Annotated in this window: 9 protein-coding genes; 2 read left to right on the top strand and 7 right to left on the bottom strand. The window is 67.2% G+C overall.

From position 1 onward, the window contains the following. Positions 1 to 5: 5 nt before the first annotated feature. Both AADZ55_RS22835 and AADZ55_RS22830 read left to right on the top strand, forming a co-directional pair. On the top strand, positions 6 to 1,571 hold the full coding sequence (locus AADZ55_RS22835; protein ID WP_085324705.1) for an acyl-CoA carboxylase subunit beta: 1,566 nt from the start codon (positions 6 to 8) through the stop codon (positions 1,569 to 1,571). Between the two features lie 10 nt (positions 1,572 to 1,581). Then, positions 1,582 to 2,637: an acetamidase/formamidase family protein gene (locus AADZ55_RS22830; RefSeq protein WP_085324629.1), complete on the top strand. Its 1,056-nt coding sequence runs from the start codon at positions 1,582 to 1,584 to the stop codon at positions 2,635 to 2,637. A gap of 69 nt (positions 2,638 to 2,706) precedes the next feature. Here the strand turns inward: AADZ55_RS22830 and AADZ55_RS22825 are convergent, their stop codons facing one another. The 7 genes from AADZ55_RS22825 to AADZ55_RS22795 form a co-directional block, all read right to left on the bottom strand. After that, complete coding sequence (locus AADZ55_RS22825; protein WP_085324628.1) at positions 2,707 to 4,488, bottom strand: acyl-CoA dehydrogenase family protein; 1,782 nt, start codon at positions 4,486 to 4,488, stop codon at positions 2,707 to 2,709. Positions 4,489 to 4,563: 75 nt separating this feature from the next. Continuing rightward, positions 4,564 to 5,697, bottom strand: a complete 1,134-nt coding sequence (locus tag AADZ55_RS22820; RefSeq protein ID WP_085324627.1) for an MBL fold metallo-hydrolase — start codon at positions 5,695 to 5,697, stop codon at positions 4,564 to 4,566. A 53-nt stretch (positions 5,698 to 5,750) separates the two neighbouring features. Further along, positions 5,751 to 8,975, bottom strand: coding sequence for an arabinosyltransferase EmbB (gene embB, locus AADZ55_RS22815; RefSeq protein WP_423202340.1), 3,225 nt, complete (start codon positions 8,973 to 8,975; stop codon positions 5,751 to 5,753). Then, the gene (locus AADZ55_RS22810; protein ID WP_085324626.1) at positions 8,972 to 12,277 is read right to left on the bottom strand and encodes an arabinosyltransferase domain-containing protein; all 3,306 of its coding nucleotides are present in this window, start codon (positions 12,275 to 12,277) and stop codon (positions 8,972 to 8,974) included. Before AADZ55_RS22810 ends, embB begins: the two co-directional genes overlap by 4 nt. A gap of 178 nt (positions 12,278 to 12,455) precedes the next feature. Further along, entirely contained in the window at positions 12,456 to 15,737 is a 3,282-nt protein-coding gene (locus AADZ55_RS22805) for an arabinosyltransferase domain-containing protein (protein ID WP_085324624.1), read from the bottom strand. Continuing rightward, the gene (locus tag AADZ55_RS22800; RefSeq protein ID WP_085324623.1) at positions 15,737 to 17,680 is read right to left on the bottom strand and encodes a galactan 5-O-arabinofuranosyltransferase; all 1,944 of its coding nucleotides are present in this window, start codon (positions 17,678 to 17,680) and stop codon (positions 15,737 to 15,739) included. Before AADZ55_RS22800 ends, AADZ55_RS22805 begins: the two co-directional genes overlap by 1 nt. 2 nt (positions 17,681 to 17,682) lie before the next feature. Then, complete coding sequence (locus AADZ55_RS22795) at positions 17,683 to 18,447, bottom strand: decaprenylphospho-beta-D-erythro-pentofuranosid-2-ulose 2-reductase (RefSeq protein WP_085324622.1); 765 nt, start codon at positions 18,445 to 18,447, stop codon at positions 17,683 to 17,685. Positions 18,448 to 18,450: the final 3 nt, after the last annotated feature.

Genomic DNA, 18,450 nt, shown 5'->3' with positions numbered 1-18,450 from the left:
CGGAGATGGCGTCAGCTCCCATCCAGCACACCACCGCCGAAAAGTTGGCTGAGCTGCGCGCTCGCCTGGACTTGGCGAAGGAGCCCGGCGGTGAGAAGGCGGCCGCCAAGCGCGACAAAAAGGGCATCCCGAGTGCGCGTGCGCGCATCTACGAGCTGGTCGACCCGGGCACCTTCATGGAGACGGGGGCGCTGTGCCGCACCCCGGGTGACCCCAACGCGCTCTACGGCGACGGCGTGGTCACCGGGCACGGGATGATCAACGGCCGACCGGTCGGGGTGTTCTCCCACGACCAGACGGTGTTCGGCGGCACGGTCGGTGAGATGTTCGGCCGCAAGGTAGCGCGGCTGATGGAGTGGTGCGCGATGGTCGGCTGCCCGATCGTCGGTATCAACGACTCGGGCGGTGCCCGCATCCAAGATGCGGTTACCTCGCTGGCCTGGTACGCCGAGCTGGGCCGCCGGCACGAGTTGCTGTCCGGACTGGTTCCCCAAATTTCCATTATTCTCGGCAAATGCGCTGGGGGAGCGGTGTATTCGCCGATCCAGACGGACCTGGTGGTCGCGGTGCGCGACCAGGGCTACATGTTCGTCACCGGGCCCGACGTCATCAAAGACGTCACCGGCGAGGACGTCAGCCTCGACGAGTTGGGCGGCGCCGACTACCAGGCCGGTTACGGAAATATCCACCAGGTGGTGGAGTCCGAGGCCGCCGCCTTCGGCTACGTGCGCGACTTCCTGTCGTTTCTGCCGTCCAACTGCTTCGACAAGCCGCCGGTCGTGAATCCCGGGCTGGAGCCCGAAATCACCGCCCATGATCTTGAGCTCGACTCGATCGTGCCGGATTCCGACAACATGGCCTACGACATGCACGAGATCCTGCTGCGGATTTTCGACGACGGCGACTTCCTCGACGTCGCCGCCCAGGCCGGGCAGGCGATCATCACCGGCTACGCGCGGGTCGACGGCCGCCCGGTGGGCGTGGTGGCCAACCAGCCCATGCACATGTCGGGGGCGATCGACAACGAAGCGTCCGACAAGGCCGCACGGTTTATCCGGTTCTCCGATGCCTTCGGCATCCCGCTGGTCTTCGTCGTGGACACACCCGGGTTTCTGCCCGGGGTGGAGCAGGAGAAGAACGGGATCATCAAGCGCGGCGGGCGGTTCCTGTACGCGGTGGTCGAGGCCGACGTGCCTAAGGTGACGATCACCATCCGCAAGTCCTACGGCGGCGCGTACGCCGTGATGGGATCCAAGCAGCTGACCGCCGACCTGAACTTCGCCTGGCCAACCGCCCGCATCGCGGTGATCGGCGCCGACGGAGCCGCCCAGCTGCTGATGAAGCGCTTTCCGGACCCGAATGCGCCGGAAGCGCAAGCGATCCGGAAGAGCTTCGTCGAGAACTACAACCTCAACATGGCGATCCCGTGGATCGCTGCCGAACGCGGGTTCATCGACGCCGTCGTCGACCCGCACGACACCCGGCTGCTGCTGCGCAAATCCATGCACCTGCTGCGGGACAAGCAGCTGTGGTGGCGGGTTGGACGCAAGCACGGACTGATCCCGGTTTAGGCCGCCAACGATGCCGCCGCTGCACACCGGCTCCGGTGACATCGGGGGCGACACCTATCTGAACGCGACTACTGGCACCTGGCGGTGGGGACGGTTGCCGTGTGCCGGTGCTGCCCCCGTCGTGACGATGAACAGCGGCCAGACCGTCACCGTGGACACCGTCAGCCACGAAGGCTTGCTAGATGACCAGGGCGCCGACCCGGTCGCGTTCTTCGGTGAGTACGGCATCGGCCCGAACGAGATCCTCGACGACGTTCGCGAACTGACCGGCGTGTCGCTGGCACGCAGCGACGGCGACGGGCCGCACGTGGTTCTCGGGCCGATCAGCGTCGCCGGCGCCCGCCCCGGCGATGTGTTGTGCGTCGAGCAGCTCGCCCTCACCCGTCGCGTCGATTACGGCATCATCAGCAACCGCCATGGCCTGGGGGTGCTGGCCGGTGAGATGCCCGAATCGTCGGACCGGGTTTCGATCCTGGGGCGGGTGGGTTCGGACGGGCGCGGCTACCTCACCGCGGCGACCGGGCGCCCGTTGGCATTCGACCTGAACCTGCAGCTGGGCCTGATCGGCGTCACACCCGGTGCTGGGCCGGCGCTGCCGTCTACCCCGCCCGGTGACTACGGCGGCAACCTCGACATCCGCTACCTGGGTGTGGGCAGCACATTGCTGCTGCCGGTGCAGGTGCCGGAAGCTGGTCTCTACCTGGGTGACCCGCACTTCGCGCAGGGCAACGGGGAGGTCGCTCTCACGGCGCTGGAGGCACCGTTGCGGGCGGACCTGCGGGTGACGGTGCTCGCCGACCGCGACGCGCGCCGGCTCGCGGAAGTGCTGGCCTCGCCGTGGGCGCAGACGTCCACCCACACCATCCTGGTCGGTCTGGGCGCCACCCTGGACGAAGCCATGCGGGATAGTGTGCGGCGTGCCCTGGCCTATGTATGCGAGGTGACCGGTGCCGATCGCGCATCAGCGCTGGCGTTCTTGTCGGCGGCGGCCAACTTCGAGGTGACGCAGGCCGTCAACAGGGTGGTGGGTGTGCATTGCCAGGTGCGGACGGCCGATCTCCGGTAATCCGTCACCCCGACTGTGGATGCTGCGTTGCGCCCTTGGATTCGGCGTCGACCAGTTCGCGGTCGGCGCCTACATCGTGAACGCGCCTGCTGCGAGTTCATCGAAACGCTCCAGCGCTTCGTCGGATTCGACGTCGATACCGCGCAGCGGCCCCCGGTCGGCCAGATATCGCTGCGCGTGCAGCCGGGCCACCAGCGCCTTTCGGTCGCTGCCGCGGGTCTCCCGCTCCCAGGCCGCCTGCTCGGTGAGCAGCGCACCGGCATAGACGTCACCCATGAACACCGCAAGCGGGAACAGCCGCGCCTCGGCCAAGCCCCGGTCTAGTTTCGCCCATGCGGTGATAGCCGCGTCGAGATCCTCGATGCGCGCAGACACCAGGCGCGTGGTGTCGTCGTCATCGGACACCGACACCGCGTCGCGCATGCGCGCCAGCAGCGGCTCATGGGCCCGTGTCTGTTCAATGCCGCGGCGCACATCCAGACAGAGGATGTTGTCGGAGCCCTCCCAGATGGTGTTCACCTGTGCGTCGCGTAGCAGCCGCGCCACCGGCCACGTCTCGATGTAGCCATTGCCGCCGTGCATCTCGACCGCGTCCGACGCCGCGGTAATCCCTAACCGGCAGACCTTGAGCTTGGTGACCGGCACGGCGATGCGTTGCGGCATGCTCCTGGGCTGGCGATGGTTGCGGGCACCGGTGCCGTCGAACACCAACGCTTGGGTGGCCTCGACGTCGACGATCATCTCGGCGAGCTTGCGCCGGATCAGCGGTTTGTCGATCAGCGCCCCGCCAAAGGCTTGTCGCTGCCGCGCATAACACAGCGACTCGACCAGGGCACGACGCGCGTTGCCGAGGGCGAACGAGGCGGTGCCCAACCGCAACTTGTTGGTCAGCTCCATCATTCGGCCGAGTCCCTTGCCGTCGGCGGGGCCCGCGTCGGCGCTGGGCTCGCCGGACAGCAGAAAGGCTTCGGCGTCGACGAACTCGATTTCACCCGAGGCAACCGAGCGGGTGCCGAGCTTGTCCTTCAGCCGCCGGATGCGCACACCGTTGCGGGAACCGTCCCGGCGCGTCCGCAGCACCAGGAAAGTCGCCACACCGCGGGTCGAGTCCGGAGCCCCCTCGGGTTTGGCCAGCACGACGAACGCCTCGCCGGCGCAATTGGACGCAAACCATTTGAACCCGTTGAGCAGCCAGGTGTCACCGCTACTTGCCGACCTTCGCGCGGTGGTCTCCAGCGCCCCTAGATCGGAGCCGCCGGTACGCTCGGTCATCAGCTGCGCCGCCTCGCCGTCCCACTCGCCGGAATTGAGCTTGCCCAGGACGAAGTCGCGAACTTCGGGCGGTGCGTAGGCGGTCACCAGAGACCGCACCATGTTGCCCCCGGTGCCGAGCGCGCAGGCCATCCCGATGTCGGCCTGGTTGAGCAGATAGTTGGCTGCGAAAAGCGCAAGCGACGGGTTCATGCCCGCTCGCCGGGCGCCGTCCCGCAGGGCTTGCTGGGCGTCCAGGATGGCGCGCTTGGATTGGGTGAACGATTCCGGCATCACCACCCGGCTGATGTCATGGCCCCACCGGTCATAGCGCTCGAGCTGCGGGGGATGCCGGTCGGTGTCCTCGGCCCAGCGCGTCACCGGCCCGCCCATCAGCTCACCGATCCGAGTCAGGTGGGGTTCGGCGAACGTCAATTCGTCGGGCCGCAGGTAGTACGCCATGGTGAACTGCAGGGTCGGGTCCGTGCGATACCAGTTGAGTCCGGCGGCTCCGCGGTAGTTGTCCGTTTGGTAGCGCTGCGCCTTCTCCGGAGTCGAAAAGGGCAGCCGGTCGACGTCCTCCAGGTCGTACTCCCGCATAATGCGACCCTATTACATAGGTTTTATATATGTCTATCCGCAATCCGAACCCACACCGCGGGCTGCGCTGACGGATCACAGAGCAAAGACCTGGCCGTCCCTTGCGACGGTGGTTTTACCCGAGTAGTTCTTGTTGATCTTGTCGAGCCATTGCGAGTCGGGTAGGTAGTCGGGGGCGTAGTGGCTCAGGATCAAATGCTTCGGCCTGGCCGCCGCGGCCACCTCGCCCACCTGCTCCGCCGAGGTGTGCGAGTTCGGCAAATAGTTCGGCGGGAAAACGTTGCCGTAGTAGGCGGTATCGAGGCTGAACATCGCCTCGTGGACCAGGATGTCTGTGCCGCGCGCGAGAGCAATCAGGTTGTCGGATTTGGTGGTGTCACCCGAGAAGGTAACGGACACAGCCGGTTTCTTCACATCGAAGCGGAAGCCGAATGCGGGGTAGACGTCGTAGTGGGACACCAGCGTCGCGGTGACCGATACGTTGTCGTCCGCTACCACCGAGAACGGACCCATGTTCGGCGCTCTGTTGCGAAAGTCCGACCCCGCTGGCACCGCGATCTCGGTGACCTTGACCAGGTCGCCAACGTTATCGATGCCGTAGTCGCGGATGAAGATGTTGCTGGTGTAAGCGAAGGCTTGGTGCAGCGCTTCGGTGGTCGCGGCGAGCCCTGGCGCCGGGTTGGCGGGGTTGACCGTGGCTGGATTCGGGTTGCCGAGTTCGCTTGGCGGCAATCCGCCGGCTGGACCGGGACCATAAACGCGGATCGGTGCGCGGCCGGGCGGGGCCTGGAAGCCGCCGGACAGGAAGAAGCTGTAGTAGTCGACGATGTGGTCGGTGTGCAAGTGGGTGATAAAAATCGCTCTGAGGTCATCGAATTGCAGGCCCGCGTTGGTGAATGCGTTCAGCGAGCCCAGGCCGCAATCGATCACATAGACAGCGCCGCCAATTTTCAGCACCGACGAGATCCCGATTCGGTTGGGTGTGGGCGGCGGGCCGGCGGCGACCCCGAGAGTGATCAGCGCATTGTCGGGCAATGTAGCCGGGCGAGGCGGCGCGGGAGACTTTGCCGGACCGCAGGCCGACGTGCCCAAAACGCCTGCGCCGGCGACGGCTAACCCCGCCGCGGCCAGGGCGGACCTCCGTGACGAGACCGCGCCCAGCGCAGACCTGCCAATCTGGTCGCCGGCCTCGTGCATACCGTGCAGCATAGGTTGCGACATGGATGCGGCCGTCGGTCGGCAAGCGCCGGTCACCGGCGGCCCTACGGACCGATTCGGATCCGCCCGGGCGACCACAAGCCGCTGTGGGTTGCCGCGCTCAGGTCGAGCTGTGCGGGCGGGGCGTCGACCAGGGTGTCGAACTTGCGCAGTGACCCCCAGTCGCGGGCCCAGTCGCGGGACAGATAGGTGGCCATGACATGGGCCCGCAATAGCAGGTCGGTGATGCCGAGCAGGCCGCCGTTGGTGCCGTCCTCCCAGGTGTCGGTGTCCAGCTTCTTGGCGTTGTAGTCCGGCGTGATGCGGAACTTCGGGATCTCGGTGACGCCGTTGACGTGCAACATCGGCTGCTGGCACGGGAAGGCCAGCCCGACCGCCCAGTCCAGCAGCACCGGCTGGGTCGAGCCGACATACTCCTGCAGGGAGCGCAGCTCCGGCACCCGCGGCGGGGTCACCGCGACCCAATCTTCCGGTGTCAACGACAGGTCCTCGACCACCAGCCGGACCGCGACGGCGTCCGCGGGCATCTTGGATCGAGCAAACCGCAGGTTGCGCCACGCCTTGGGCTGCTCCCCGAACAGGTCGTCGGGCACCATTCGCCCGGCCGGCACCAACTCGCCCGGACCGGGCTTGGCGTATTCGAGCACGACGGTCTGCCCGGGGGTGTACCCGTGCAGCACGCTGTTGCCGGCGATCTTGCCCGCGGCGGTCACCACCACCAACGGATGCCCGTCATCGGGCTTGGGCAGTTGGTACCACGCCGAGGTGAGCATGCTCTGCTGCTGCGCTCCGGTGGTGTAGGTGCCCGCCAATGGCACCCGGGCGGGATCGAGCCCATAGGGCAGCGGCACAGTCGACCCGTTGATACCCGGGGTCTTCAGCTTGGTCGGCTGGTCCCAGTCGTAGTCAGTGCCGGGCTGGTTCGGCTTCATCACGATCGCCTCGGCCACCGTTTGTTGCGGTACTCCATTGGGCGTAAAGCCGACGGGATTAGTTCCACCTAGTGGGCCAAGCGGGCCGTAATCGCCGGGCAGTGGCTTCATGAAACCCGCGTTGGTATCCGGCTCGACGAGCACGTCGTCGGCCAGTCCGCAGCCGCCGACGAACGCGCGCATGTTGGACCAGCCGTTGGAGTAGGTGGGGTACTGCCGCACGATCCCGATGACCATCGACGCGACGAACACCAGCGCCATAAAGCCGGCGGCGATGGGTACCGGCGCCTGGGTGAGCGCGCGGGTCAGCCGGCCCTCGCCGCTGCCCCGGGGCGCGAAGTGCAGCCAGGCCGCATACAGCGCGGCGATCGCGAACAGCGCGAAAAAGATTGTGCTAACCGTGATCCCGTCGATCTTGGGCATCGTGCTGTTGAACGGCACACCGTAGCTGGAGACATACCACCAGCCGTTGGTGGTGGCGAAACACAATGCCAGCATGAAGAACAGCGCCGCCAGGAATGCCATCCGGTTGCGTGACCAGCGCAACACCGATGGCGATACCAACACCGTCGTCAGCGCGGCCATCGCCGACCCGACGGCGGCGAACAGCCCGAAGTGGTGCACCCACTTGGTGGGGGTGAACATCAGGAAAAACATCGTGCCGAAGATGACACCCATCAGCCGCCATGCCGGGCCGCGGGCCACACCGGGAATTCGCTTGCGCCGCAACATGATGAAAACCGCTGTGAATAGACAGAGCGCGGTGATCAAGAAGCCGAACCGGCGCGACAGCGAACCGTCCACGGTGGGCAGGATCAGGTAGTAGTAGCGCAGGTTCTCGGTGTACCACGCCTGACTTGGCCCGATCTTGCCGCGCACCCTGGTGGCTTCCAACACCGTCGACAGTGTCTGGTCGGCGAATACCACCGTCAGGATGATGGTGCCGGCGGCGAGCATCGGCGACACCAACGGCAACGTGCCGACCAAGCGATGACGTCGCACCAAGATCCGCAGCATCGGGCGGCCGCCGGCCACCAGTGCGGCCACCGCGATCAGCCCGGTGGGCTGGACACCGAGCGTGAATGCGGCGGTGACAACGGCCAGCGCGGCCGGCGTCAGCCGGCTGTACCGCATCGAACGCTCGATCAGCACATAGGTGACCAACGAGCCGAGCGCGATAATGCCCTCCGGACGAAGGCCGTTGTTGAACGGCATCCACGCGGTCAGTAGGACCATGCCCGCCGCCCAGGTGGCGGCCTGGCTCGATGCCACGGCCGGCCCCAGGCGGGGTAGCACCTCGCGGGACAGCAGCAGCCAGCACACCAGCCCGGCGAACAGGTCCGGCAGCCGCATCCAGATGCTGGCGTCGCTGACGTGGGTCATTAGCGCCAGCAGGTTGTAGTACCACCCAAACGGGTCTTCCGGGCTACCGAACCAGCGGAAGTAGTTGGACATGTAGCCGGCGCGGTCGGCGACCCGCGCCATGCCCAGGATGTAGCCGTCGTCCGACGAATTCGCCCCGATCACATGCCAAAGCAAGAAGCCGAATATCACCACGGCGTCGGCCAGGGTGAACGTGCGCCAGCTCGTCGGAATCAACCGGCGCATTCGGCGGCCATCCAGCTGGTCGAGACGCCACAGCGCGACGAGTGCGACGACGGTGGCCGCGATCGCCCCGATGATGGCCAGCAGCTTCAGGGTGGTCGGCGTGGTCGAGAACCGGGTATCGATTGTGGCGGAGAGCCGCAGCCCGGGCGGCGCGGGACCGGTCAGGTCGGTGAACACCCCGACGATCTGCGGGCGGAGATTGGGATCGGGAAAGCCGCTACGCAGCGGCGCGCCCGTCGGATCGTTGAGCCCGACGAACGTGGCGAAGGTGCCGGCGTGTGTCGAGCTGATCTCGATGCGCTGACATTGCGGGGACGTCACCTGGTCGCGCGGCACGGACAGGATCACCACGTTGCGGTCGGTGACGTCTACCCGCTGGCCGCTGACGACGACGAACAACGCCTGAAGATTGGCGTCCTTGCCCTGCCTGGGTGCGGTGCCCAGCACCACTCCGCCGTTGGCCGGCATGTCCCGCACTACGCTGCACGGCACGGAGGCCGTCAGATCTACCGGCGTCAGCGAAATCAACGGCGCCGTCACGCTGCCCAGTTGCCCGTTTTGCGGCCAGTTGAGCATCGCGGTGGTCTGCACGACCGGCAGCAACGGGGTCGCGACCGACAACACGAAGCCGATCAGGCCGGCGATGGTCGCCACCCAGCGGGTCACCCGCACGTCGCCGCGGGTGTCCTGAGCGGCGGGGCGGGCGACCATCTCGTCGGTGATGCTCATGGCAGCGCCCTAATCGGTCCTTGGCGGCTCCAGCCGGGCACGGTGATCACGCCCGCTTGGACAACGGCTTCCGGCGCCTGAGCGGCCGGCACCAGGCGGTAATACTGCTCCACCGATCCCCAGTCGCGATACCAGTCGCCGCGCAGATAGGTGGCGACCGTCGAGGTTCGCAGCAGTGCCTGGGTGAACAGGAACGGACCGCCGGTCTGGCTGGACTGCCACAGGTTCGACGACGCCGCGGTCTGCTTGTGATCCGGCAGGATGCGGTACTGCGGAAGTTCGGCAACTCCGAGGTGCTCGGAGAACGGTCGTTGGCAGGGGAAGTTGGCTGCGGTCGCGATGTCCATCAACACCGGCGCCTGGGACCCGATCAGTTGCTGCAGTGTTTGCAACACCGGAACCCGGGGCGGGGTGAACGCGAACCACTGCTCGGGGCTCAGGTTCGGGTCATAGGCGACGATGCGCGCCACGTCGGCCTCCGGCGGCGCCCCGGTCAGTGGGAATCGCAGATTGCGCCAGGCGGGTTGCGGCCCGATGTCGATCGGGAACACCTGCCCTAGTGGTTGGATGCTGCCGTCGGGGCGGGTGGCGCCCCACTGCAGCTTCAGCGACTGGCCGTAGATGAAATCGCCGTCTTCTTTGTAGGACCAGATTTCGCCGGCCGCGGTGACCACCACCAGTGGCCGGTCCCGGGTACTTTCTTTCCAATTGGCGGGCAACTGGTACCAGGCCGAAGTGGCCGTGGCGGCCAGGCTGTTCTCGCCGTAGCTGCCCATCACCGGGGTGCGTGCCGGGTCCAGCCCGAATGGCAGCGCCGCGTGTGACCCGTTCATCCCGACCGGGCCCTTTCCTCCGGCGGTGCCGGCGGAGTCACTGATGGCGGCGTTGGGCTTGTTGGGCGACGCATCGGAATTGACCAGCCCGGGTTTGGTCACCACCGGGTCGGACTTCAGGTCATCGCCCACGCCTTCGGGTTTGAAGCCAACCGGGTTTATGCCGCCGAGCGGGCCCGCGGGGCCGAATGCCTGGCCCGGAACTGGTTGCAGCATGCCGGCATTGGGGTCGGGCTCGGCAAGCACGTCGTCGGCCATCGCGCAGCTCGTGGGTGAGAGCCCGCTGCTGAGCGCGGCCAGGTTGACCTTGGCGGTGGTGTAGAGCGGGTAGCGGAACACCGCACCCTTGGCCATCGAGCCGACTTCGCCTGCGACCATGATCACCGCGACCACCAGCAGTGGGGAGGAGGCCAGGATGCGGTTGCGCCGGCTGTCTTTGACTTCGGTGTGTCCGGCGTAGTCCATGCGGAAGTGGTACCAGGCGGCGAGCAGGCCGGTGAGGATCGACAGCGTCAGGAACATCGACGTCACCGGGTGGCTGGCGATGACGGGCTGGATGTCGTACCACGGCACCCCGTAGTTGCCCACGTAGAACCAGCCATTGATGCCGGAGGTGGCCCACGCCAGCACGAACAGCAACGCGGTGACATACAGCGTGAGATTTCGTCGACTGTGCAGACCGATCCGGGCGAAAATGAACGCGGTGACCGCACCCAGGGCCCCGGCCAGTCCGGCGAACGCGCCGAACTGCACGGCCCACTTGGTGGGGGTGAACGTGAGTAGCAGCAGGCCGACCGCGGTGGTGCCGATCAACCGCCAGGCCGGGCCGCTCGCCAGCCCAGACACCCGCCCGCGCCGCAGCAGCACGAACAGCACGCCGAACAGGCAGAGCAGCAGCACCAGCACCGCGAATCGCCGCGACATTGAACCCTCGACGTTGCTCTCCACGGTAAGGAAGTAGTAGCGCAGGAAGTCTTGGTACCAGGCGATCGTCGGCCCGACCTTGTACTTGATGCGTGCGGACTCGGCCACCGTGGCGAGCGTCTGGTCCCGGAACACCACGACGGTGATCAGCGACAATGACGCCGCTAGCACCGCCAGGGGCGCCAGCAGCCCGTCGGTGGCTCGGCGTCGCCGGATCACTTGGGCGATGGCCCGGGCGCCGGTCAGCAGTGCCGCCACGGCAATCAATCCCTGCGGGGCCAGCGTTGCGGTGAGCGTCGCGACGATGATGGCCACCGCGGCCGGGGCCAGCCGCCCCAACGCGACCGAGCGTTCCACCAGCACCCAGGTGACCAGCACACCCAGCGCGATCAGTGGCTCGGGCCGCAGGCCGTTGTTGAACGGTAGCCAGGCGGCGAGGAACACCGCGCCCGCGGTGAACACCGCAACCCGGTTGGACGTCAGGCCGCCCTTGCCCGGTCCCAGCCGCCGAAGCATGAAATGGCTGATGATCAGCCAGCACGCGATCCCGGCCAGTGTGGCGGGCAGGCGCATCCACACGCCGGCGGTGCTCACCGCCGCGAAATGGGCCAGTACCCCGGCATACCAGTCGAACGGTGCCTCCGTCGTGCCGAAATATCGGTAGTAGTTGGCCACATAGCCGGCCTTCGGCGCGGCTCGGGCAATAGTCAGGATGTAGCCGTCGTCGGACGAGGTGGCGCCGATCACATGCCAGAGCAGCAGGGTGGCGATCACCCCTGCGTCGGCGAGCCAGCTGGCGAATCCGACGCGCACCCGCGGGCGATGTCGGGCCAGCCAATCGCGCAGCGTGTGCCCCCTGCTGAGGCGGTCCAGGGTGGCCAGGCCGACAATGGCGACCAGCACCGCCAGCACGCCCAGGAACATCGCGGCTTGTTTCACCGCGCTCGGCGTCGTGATGAATCGGGTGTCGATGTCGACGCGCGCCGACAGCCCGGGCTGTGCGGGGACCTTCAGGTCGGTGAAGATCCCGCCCACCTGGGGCTTCTTTTCGGGAGGCAGGGTGCTGCCGGCGGCGCCCGGGATACCCGCGAAGTCGGCACCTGCGCCGCGGGCATCGGCCCAGATGTGCAGCGCGCTGCAGGCTCCCGCAGCGATCGCGGCGCGAGGTGCCGCAGCGGCCACCGAGTCACGGAACGCCACGACGACCGTGTCCTTGTCGGCGCGTACGAACAGGCCGGCTTTACCCGTGTCCACGCCGCCGGCCGGCAGTGTGGACAGCACCAGACCGCCGTCGGCGCCCAGTGTGGCGATGGCCGAGCAGGGGATAGAGATGTCCAGGGCACGCGGCGCCCCAGCTACCAGGGGAGCCGTGACCTGGGTGATGTTTCCGTTGTTGGTGGTGCCCTGGGGCCACAGGATGGTCGCGGTGGTTTGTCTCACCGGAAGCAGCGGAACGATGGCGCACAACAGCAGGCCAGCGATGCCCGAGACGACGGCTGCCAAGCGTGCGATCCGGTGAGATCGCTCATTACCGTCCAGGGACACGAGGGTCGATGGTATGCGACGCGGTTAAGTGCGGTGAGGATGCGGGGCCGCGAAGCGGCCGTGCGGACGAGCCGGACGATCGGATTTGGTGCGGTGAGGATGCGGGGCCGCGAAGCGGCCGTGCGGACGAGCCGGACGATCGGATTTGGTGCGGTGAGGATGCGGGGCCGCGAAGCGGCTAGCCCTTGCGCAGCGGTGCTGGGTTCCACAGTCCGCTGCGGGTCGCCGTCCCCAGCTGCAGACGGGCCGGTTGGGCCCCGGGGTAATACGGCGTCAACCGCTGCAGCGCACCCCAGTCCCTAAACCAATCCTCTTTGAGGTAGCTGGCCACCGTGGTCGCTCGCACCAGCAGCTCGGTGATGCCCAGCGGGCCGCCGCCGTTGTTGTCCATCACCGGGGAATTGGCCTCGGCGCCGAACCGGTCCGGCAGGATGCGCCATTTCGGCGTTTCGTCGACACCGTTGTGGTGTCCGAACGGTCGCTGGCAGGGGAACGCCAGACCCACCAGCCAGTCCAGGAACACCGGGTCCTGTGAGCCGACCACATCCTGCAACGTCCGCACTTGTGGAATCCGCGGTGGGGTGAGTGCGATCCAGTGTTGCGGTGACAGGTCGTTGTCGTCGGCGACCAGGCGGACCTGGGTGGCTGTGCTCGGGATCCAGGACAGGGGGGCTCGTAGGTTGCGCCAGGCCGGCGCCGCACCCACATCGCCGAATTCTATTGAGCCACCGTGGTGTCCGGTGGCCGCCTGTTCGTCGGTGGCCCACTGCAACTGGACCTCGCGCAGGTCGAACCGGCCCGCCGCGGTCACCACCAACACGGGCGCGCTGCCCGACTGGTCCCTGGGCGGGAGTCGGTACCAGGCGGACCGCAGCATGGCGGGCACCTGTATGCCGGAATGCCAGCTGCCCAGCACCGGCGTGCGGGCCGGGTCTAGATCGTAGGGCAGCCGGGCGCGCGAGCCGTTGATCCCCGGTGCGGCCGTGGTGCCACCTTCGGTGCCGGGTTCGCTGGCGGTGATCAGCCCGTCGTTGTTGAGGAAACTACGGTCGCCCGGACGTTCCATCACCGGGTCGGCGGAAACGTCGGCGGGAATGCCGTTGGGCGTGAACGCTTCAGACAGGCCGGCCCCCAGGGCGTCGGCCACCGGAACGGTCGCCGGTGTCAGCATGCCCGCGTTGGGATCCAACTCCACCAGCACGTCCTCGGCCAGCCCGCAGGTCCTGCCCGCTAACGCTTGCAGGTTGGACCGGCCCACCGACCACGCCGGGTACTGGGAAATCATCGCCTGGGTCAGCGACACCACCTCGAAAACCACCAGCAACCACGTGGCAATTGCTAACGGGGACTGGACAATTTGCGCAAGCCGCGCCCCAGGTCGGGCTCGTCCGATTTTCAGGCGCCCGCTACCGTTGGCGACGAAGTGGAACCATGCCGCCAGCAGCAGCACCAGCACCGTGAGCTCGAGAAGTGCAGTGGTGAGTGACCATCGCAATTTCGGGAACGAGTTCGACCACGGCACACCGAAGTTGGACACGTACCACCAGCCGTTGACGCTGGCGAATGACAGTGCCAACACGAAGACCACCACGGCGGCGAACACGGTCCGGTTGCGTTGCGAGCGCATCGCAACGCCGGTAACAGCGACCGCGGCAAGCGCACCCAGCGACCCGGCCAACCCGGCGAACACTCCGAAGTGGTGGGTCCACTTGGTCGGGGTGAACATCATCGCGAGGAAGGAGATGATGGTGATGCCGATGATGCGGCGGCTCGGTCCGGCAGCGGTACCCGGAATGCGGCCCTTACGCAGCGACATTGCCACCGCCACCGCGAGCGCGAGGACCAACGCCAGCACGGCGAAGCGGCGGGCGATCGACCCGTCGGGGCTGGCCATGAACAGCCGCTCGTAGCGGATATGTTCGTCGAACCACTTCAGGCTGGGACCCACGGCCCGCTTGAGGAAGCTGGCCTGGGCCTCGCCGGCGAAGGTCTGGTCGCGGAAGATCAGGATCGCCGTGACGGTGGCCGCAGCCAGGATGGGCGCCACCAGTGGCAGCACGCCGAATTGCTTGGAACGGCGGTGCAGGATGGTACGCAGCGGCCCGATCGCGACCAGCAGCGCGCCGATGGACGCGATGCCGGTCGGCCCGGAGAACAAGGTCAATGCACCGAGGATGCAGGCGACCGCTACCGGCAGCAACCGGCTGGTGGCCACCGCGCGCTCCACCGAACACCAGGTCAGCAGGATGCCCAGGGCGATGATCGGCTCGGGTCGTAGGCCGTTGTCCAGTGGCAACCAGACGGCCAGAAACATGCCCGCAGCGGTCCACGCCGCGGCCCGGTTGGTCTTGACGGCGTGACCCAACCGCGGGATGACTTCACGGCTGATCACCCACCAGCAGGTCAGCGCCATCGCCAGGGTGGGAAGGCGCATCCACACGCTGGCGGTGCTGACATGCGCCCACAGTGCCAGCAGGTCGTAGTACCAGCCGAACGGCGCCTCGGGCGTGCCGAACCAGCGGTAGTAGTTCGCCATGTACCCGGCGTGTTCAGACACCCGGGCCATGGTCAGGATGTAGCCGTCGTCGGAGGTATTGGCCCCGACGAAATGCCACCAGACCAGCACGGCGATAACCAAGGCGTCCAGGCCGCCGACCGACCACCAACGCGCGGGCAGGAACCGCCGGTGCCGGGTGCCGTCGGCGGTGTCCAGGATGTGCAGCGCGACCAGGGCGGCGCCGGTCAGCACCACCCCCAGGATCATCGCGGCCATCTTCAGTGGTGTGGGGCTGCTGCTGTAGCGGGTGTCGACGGTCGCCGAGAAGCTGAGGCCGGGCGGGGTCGGGCCGTCCAGGTCGGTGAACACGCCTACGATCTGGGGTCGGAAGTCGTAGCCGCTGCGCTCGCCGCGTAGCGGCGCGCCGGGGTCCTCAGCGTTGGGGCCCTGGGTCAGCCCAACGAATTCGGCGGTGACCTTGTCGGCGTGCGCGGTAAACGTCAACCGCTGACAGGCCGGGCTTAGCACCCGACTCAACGGGGCAGTGACCAACGGGACATTGCGCACCACAAGCACTAGGTCGTCGTTGGCGCGTTGTAGCAGCAGCCCGCGGTCGACGGCCTTGGGTGCCTGCTTGGGCACCGTTGACAGCAACACCGTCTTACCGTTGTTCTCCGGCCCAGCGAGTCCTGCGGCGGCCTGGCAGGGGACGGCGATGTTGAGGTCGGTGGCCACGTAGCCGATCAGCGGTGCCTCGACGCTGGTGAATGTGCCGTTTTGCGGCCAGGTCAGTTCGGCGGTGGTTTGGATTACCGGCAGCAGTGGGGTGGCGATGGCCAGAACGGCCCCGAGCAGACCCGCGACGGCTGCCACGAAGCGAGCGAACCGGTAGTTTGCTCCCGCGTCGCTCACGGAGGTAGATGCTAGTTGTTCGCGGATGTCCGGTGAGGTTTCGGTAGCCATCAAGCATTCGCCTCCGGCTTGCGGATGGCCAGCACGAACGGGCCGATGGTTTCGACGGCGAATCGCGGGTCGGCGAACAGGGCGGCGCGCAGGTCAACGGTGTAGCGGCGAACGTTGGGCTGGTTGGGATATACGTCTTCGGCCAGCCGCAGTGTGTAGGTGGTGGCTAGACCGGAGCCCGAGCCGCGGCGCATCACGAACACGGTCGGGGGTTGCCAGGGCAGCTTGTCCAGCGCGCGGATGAACTCGTCGGCGGTCTTGAGCTTGGACCAGCTGTCGATCTGTGCGGCGCGCTTGTCGAACTGGGCCAGCGGGTTGGCGTAGTGCGGCGTCAACCCCTGAAAGCCCCAGTAGGGGTAGTACGACAAGAAGCTGTAGTCGGCGGTCAACACGACGGTCTGATCGGCAGGCTTGCCGGTGACGCGCCGGATGGCGGCGTCGATCGCCGAGTAGTACTTCTCGGAGCCGGCCGGTCGCCGGTCGCCGCGCTGGCCGTGGCCGTCGGTGTCGGTGTAGGCGATGGTCAGATCCGGCCGCAGCACGTCGGGGATGTCCTGGCTGAACGCGATCGCGCCGGCCATTCCGATGGCACCGGCCACCGGAATGACGCTCCCGCTCCGCTTGGCAAGCGCTTGCGCCGCTTCGACGAAGCCGAACGCGCCGGCGGCCACGAGCAGCACGCTCAGCGTCGGCTGGAGTCGGAACGACAGCAGCGTGGTGCGCGCCAACGTGGTCAGCATCGACAGCAGCGACCACAGGTAGATGGCCAGCACGCCGATGGCCAGGGCGCCGGCCCGCACCGATGACCGCGCGCGCACCACCAGCCACAGGGTGCCCAGCATGCAGATCGCGCCCAGCAAGGAGAACTGCAGCATGGGGAAGGTCAATGCGGCGCCGTCGGCCGGCAGGTAGTGCTGGGCGCTGCCGGTGTCGCTGACCGGGTCACGGGCCGCCCGCAACAGGAACGGCAGCCAGGTGGTGGATCCGATGGCCGCCGCGATCAAGCCGATGACGACAAGCCGGCGCAGCGGGTCTGCGGCCGCTTTGAGGCCGGATTGCCGCCAGCGCGAGCCGGCCAGCAGCAGTGCCATCAGCGTGACCGTGAACGCGGTGTAGCCGACCAACAGCGTGTACCAGGTGGCCGCAAAGCCGAGAAACACACCGGCGGCCACCACCGCCGCCCAGCCCTGACCGCCGAGCGTCACGCCGGCGCGGCTGTCGGCGTCGGGCGCTACGCTGGCGTGACGCTCGCGGGCGCCGGCGCGCAGACCCGACCACGTCAACACCAGCATCGGCGGCAATAGCACCGTGATCATCGCGGCGTAGGGCTCCGGCGAGCTGTAGGCCAGTGTCACCGCCGCGGTCGCGGTGGTGACGAGCAAGGCGTATTCGAACCGGATCATCCGCCACCACAGCACCAATGCGACCGCGACCGCGATGGTGATCGAGGTGATTGCCCACGGCTTGAACATCTCCCAGGCCGGCGTACCGGTCAGCGCCGCCGCTCGCCCGCCGATCCAAAACCAGCCCGGTGGATAGAACGGCGGCAGTCCGATGTAGGTCATGTCGCGCAGGGCGGCGGTGTCGGTGAGGCGAGTCAGGTATTCGGTGCGGAACTGCTGGTCGACGGAGATGCCGAACAGATACAGCTTGCTCGCTCCCAGCGGCATGCCCAGCGTGACGACGCAGAACGCGGCAACGAACACCAGCCCGCCCAGCTGGGCCAATCGCCGGAATCGACCGTGCCGCCACATCCAGCCGACGCCGACCAGCCCGGCCAGGCAACCGACTTGGCCGACGGTGGTCAGCGCATGCAGCTGGTTGGACGACGGGAAGGCCGGCCACTGAACGCGCGATATGGCGATCAGCGCTACCACCGCGACCACGATGGCAACCACCACCGCCAGGGCCAGCTGGCCGAGGCTGGCCAGTGCGTTACGCATGGTCAGATGGGCAGCTTGCGGAAAATGCTCCGCGGGATATGACGCAACACCATCATCACATAACGGAATGCTGCTGGCGCCCAAACCAATTCCTTACCTTTTGCGGACGCGGTCACCGCCAGGTTGGCGACGTACTCCTTGTCGACGGTTAGCGGAGCTTCCTTGATGTGCGCACTCATCCGGGTACGCACCTGGCCTGGCCGGATCACCAGGACACGAACGCCGTACTCGCGCAGCGCCTCCGACAATCCCAGGTAGAAGCCGTCCAGGCCGGCTTTGGTGGAGCCATAGACGAAGTTCGAGCGGCGCACCCGTTCACCGGCCACCGTGCTCATCGCGATGATCTGGCCGAAGCCCTGAGCCCGCATCCTCTCACCCAGCAGCACGCCAATTGAAACCGCTGCGGTGTAATTGATTTCGGCGATCTGTACGGCCTTGCGCTGATTCTGCCACAGCTCTTCGGCGTCGCCGAGCAAACCGAACGCGACGATCGCCACGTCCACGTCGCCGTTGCTGAAGGCCTGGTCGATCACCTTCGGGTGGCTGTCGGTGTCCAGCGCGTCGAAGTCGATCAGCTCCACCGACCGGGCGCCCGCCGCCTTCATCGCAGCGGTCGCGTCGTCTCGCCCTGGGTCGTCGGGCAGGCAGGCCAGCACGATACGCGCCGGAGCGTTGCGCAGGTAGCGCTCGCAGATTGCCAGCCCGATCTCGGAGGTGCCGCCGAGCAGCAACACGGTCTGAGGGTTTCCCACGGCATCAAGAACCATTGC

Source organism: Mycobacterium decipiens (assembly GCF_963853665.1).
GTDB lineage: Bacteria > Actinomycetota > Actinomycetes > Mycobacteriales > Mycobacteriaceae > Mycobacterium > Mycobacterium decipiens.
Note: the sequence above shows the minus strand (reverse complement) of the source record. Positions and strands in the feature narration are given on the sequence as shown.

Excerpts from the sequence above, each read along its gene's own strand:
- AADZ55_RS22830 (WP_085324629.1), top strand. The coding sequence starts at position 1,582 with ATGCCGCCGCTGCACACCGGCTCCGGTGACATCGGGGGCGACACCTAT.
- AADZ55_RS22800 (WP_085324623.1), bottom strand. The coding sequence starts at position 17,680 with ATGCGTAACGCACTGGCCAGCCTCGGCCAGCTGGCCCTGGCGGTGGTG.
- AADZ55_RS22825 (WP_085324628.1), bottom strand. The coding sequence starts at position 4,488 with ATGCGGGAGTACGACCTGGAGGACGTCGACCGGCTGCCCTTTTCGACT.
- AADZ55_RS22835 (WP_085324705.1), top strand. The coding sequence starts at position 6 with ATGGCGTCAGCTCCCATCCAGCACACCACCGCCGAAAAGTTGGCTGAG.
- AADZ55_RS22820 (WP_085324627.1), bottom strand. The coding sequence starts at position 5,697 with ATGCTGCACGGTATGCACGAGGCCGGCGACCAGATTGGCAGGTCTGCG.
- AADZ55_RS22805 (WP_085324624.1), bottom strand. The coding sequence starts at position 15,737 with ATGGCTACCGAAACCTCACCGGACATCCGCGAACAACTAGCATCTACC.
- AADZ55_RS22795 (WP_085324622.1), bottom strand. The coding sequence starts at position 18,447 with ATGGTTCTTGATGCCGTGGGAAACCCTCAGACCGTGTTGCTGCTCGGC.
- embB (WP_423202340.1), bottom strand. The coding sequence starts at position 8,975 with ATGAGCATCACCGACGAGATGGTCGCCCGCCCCGCCGCTCAGGACACC.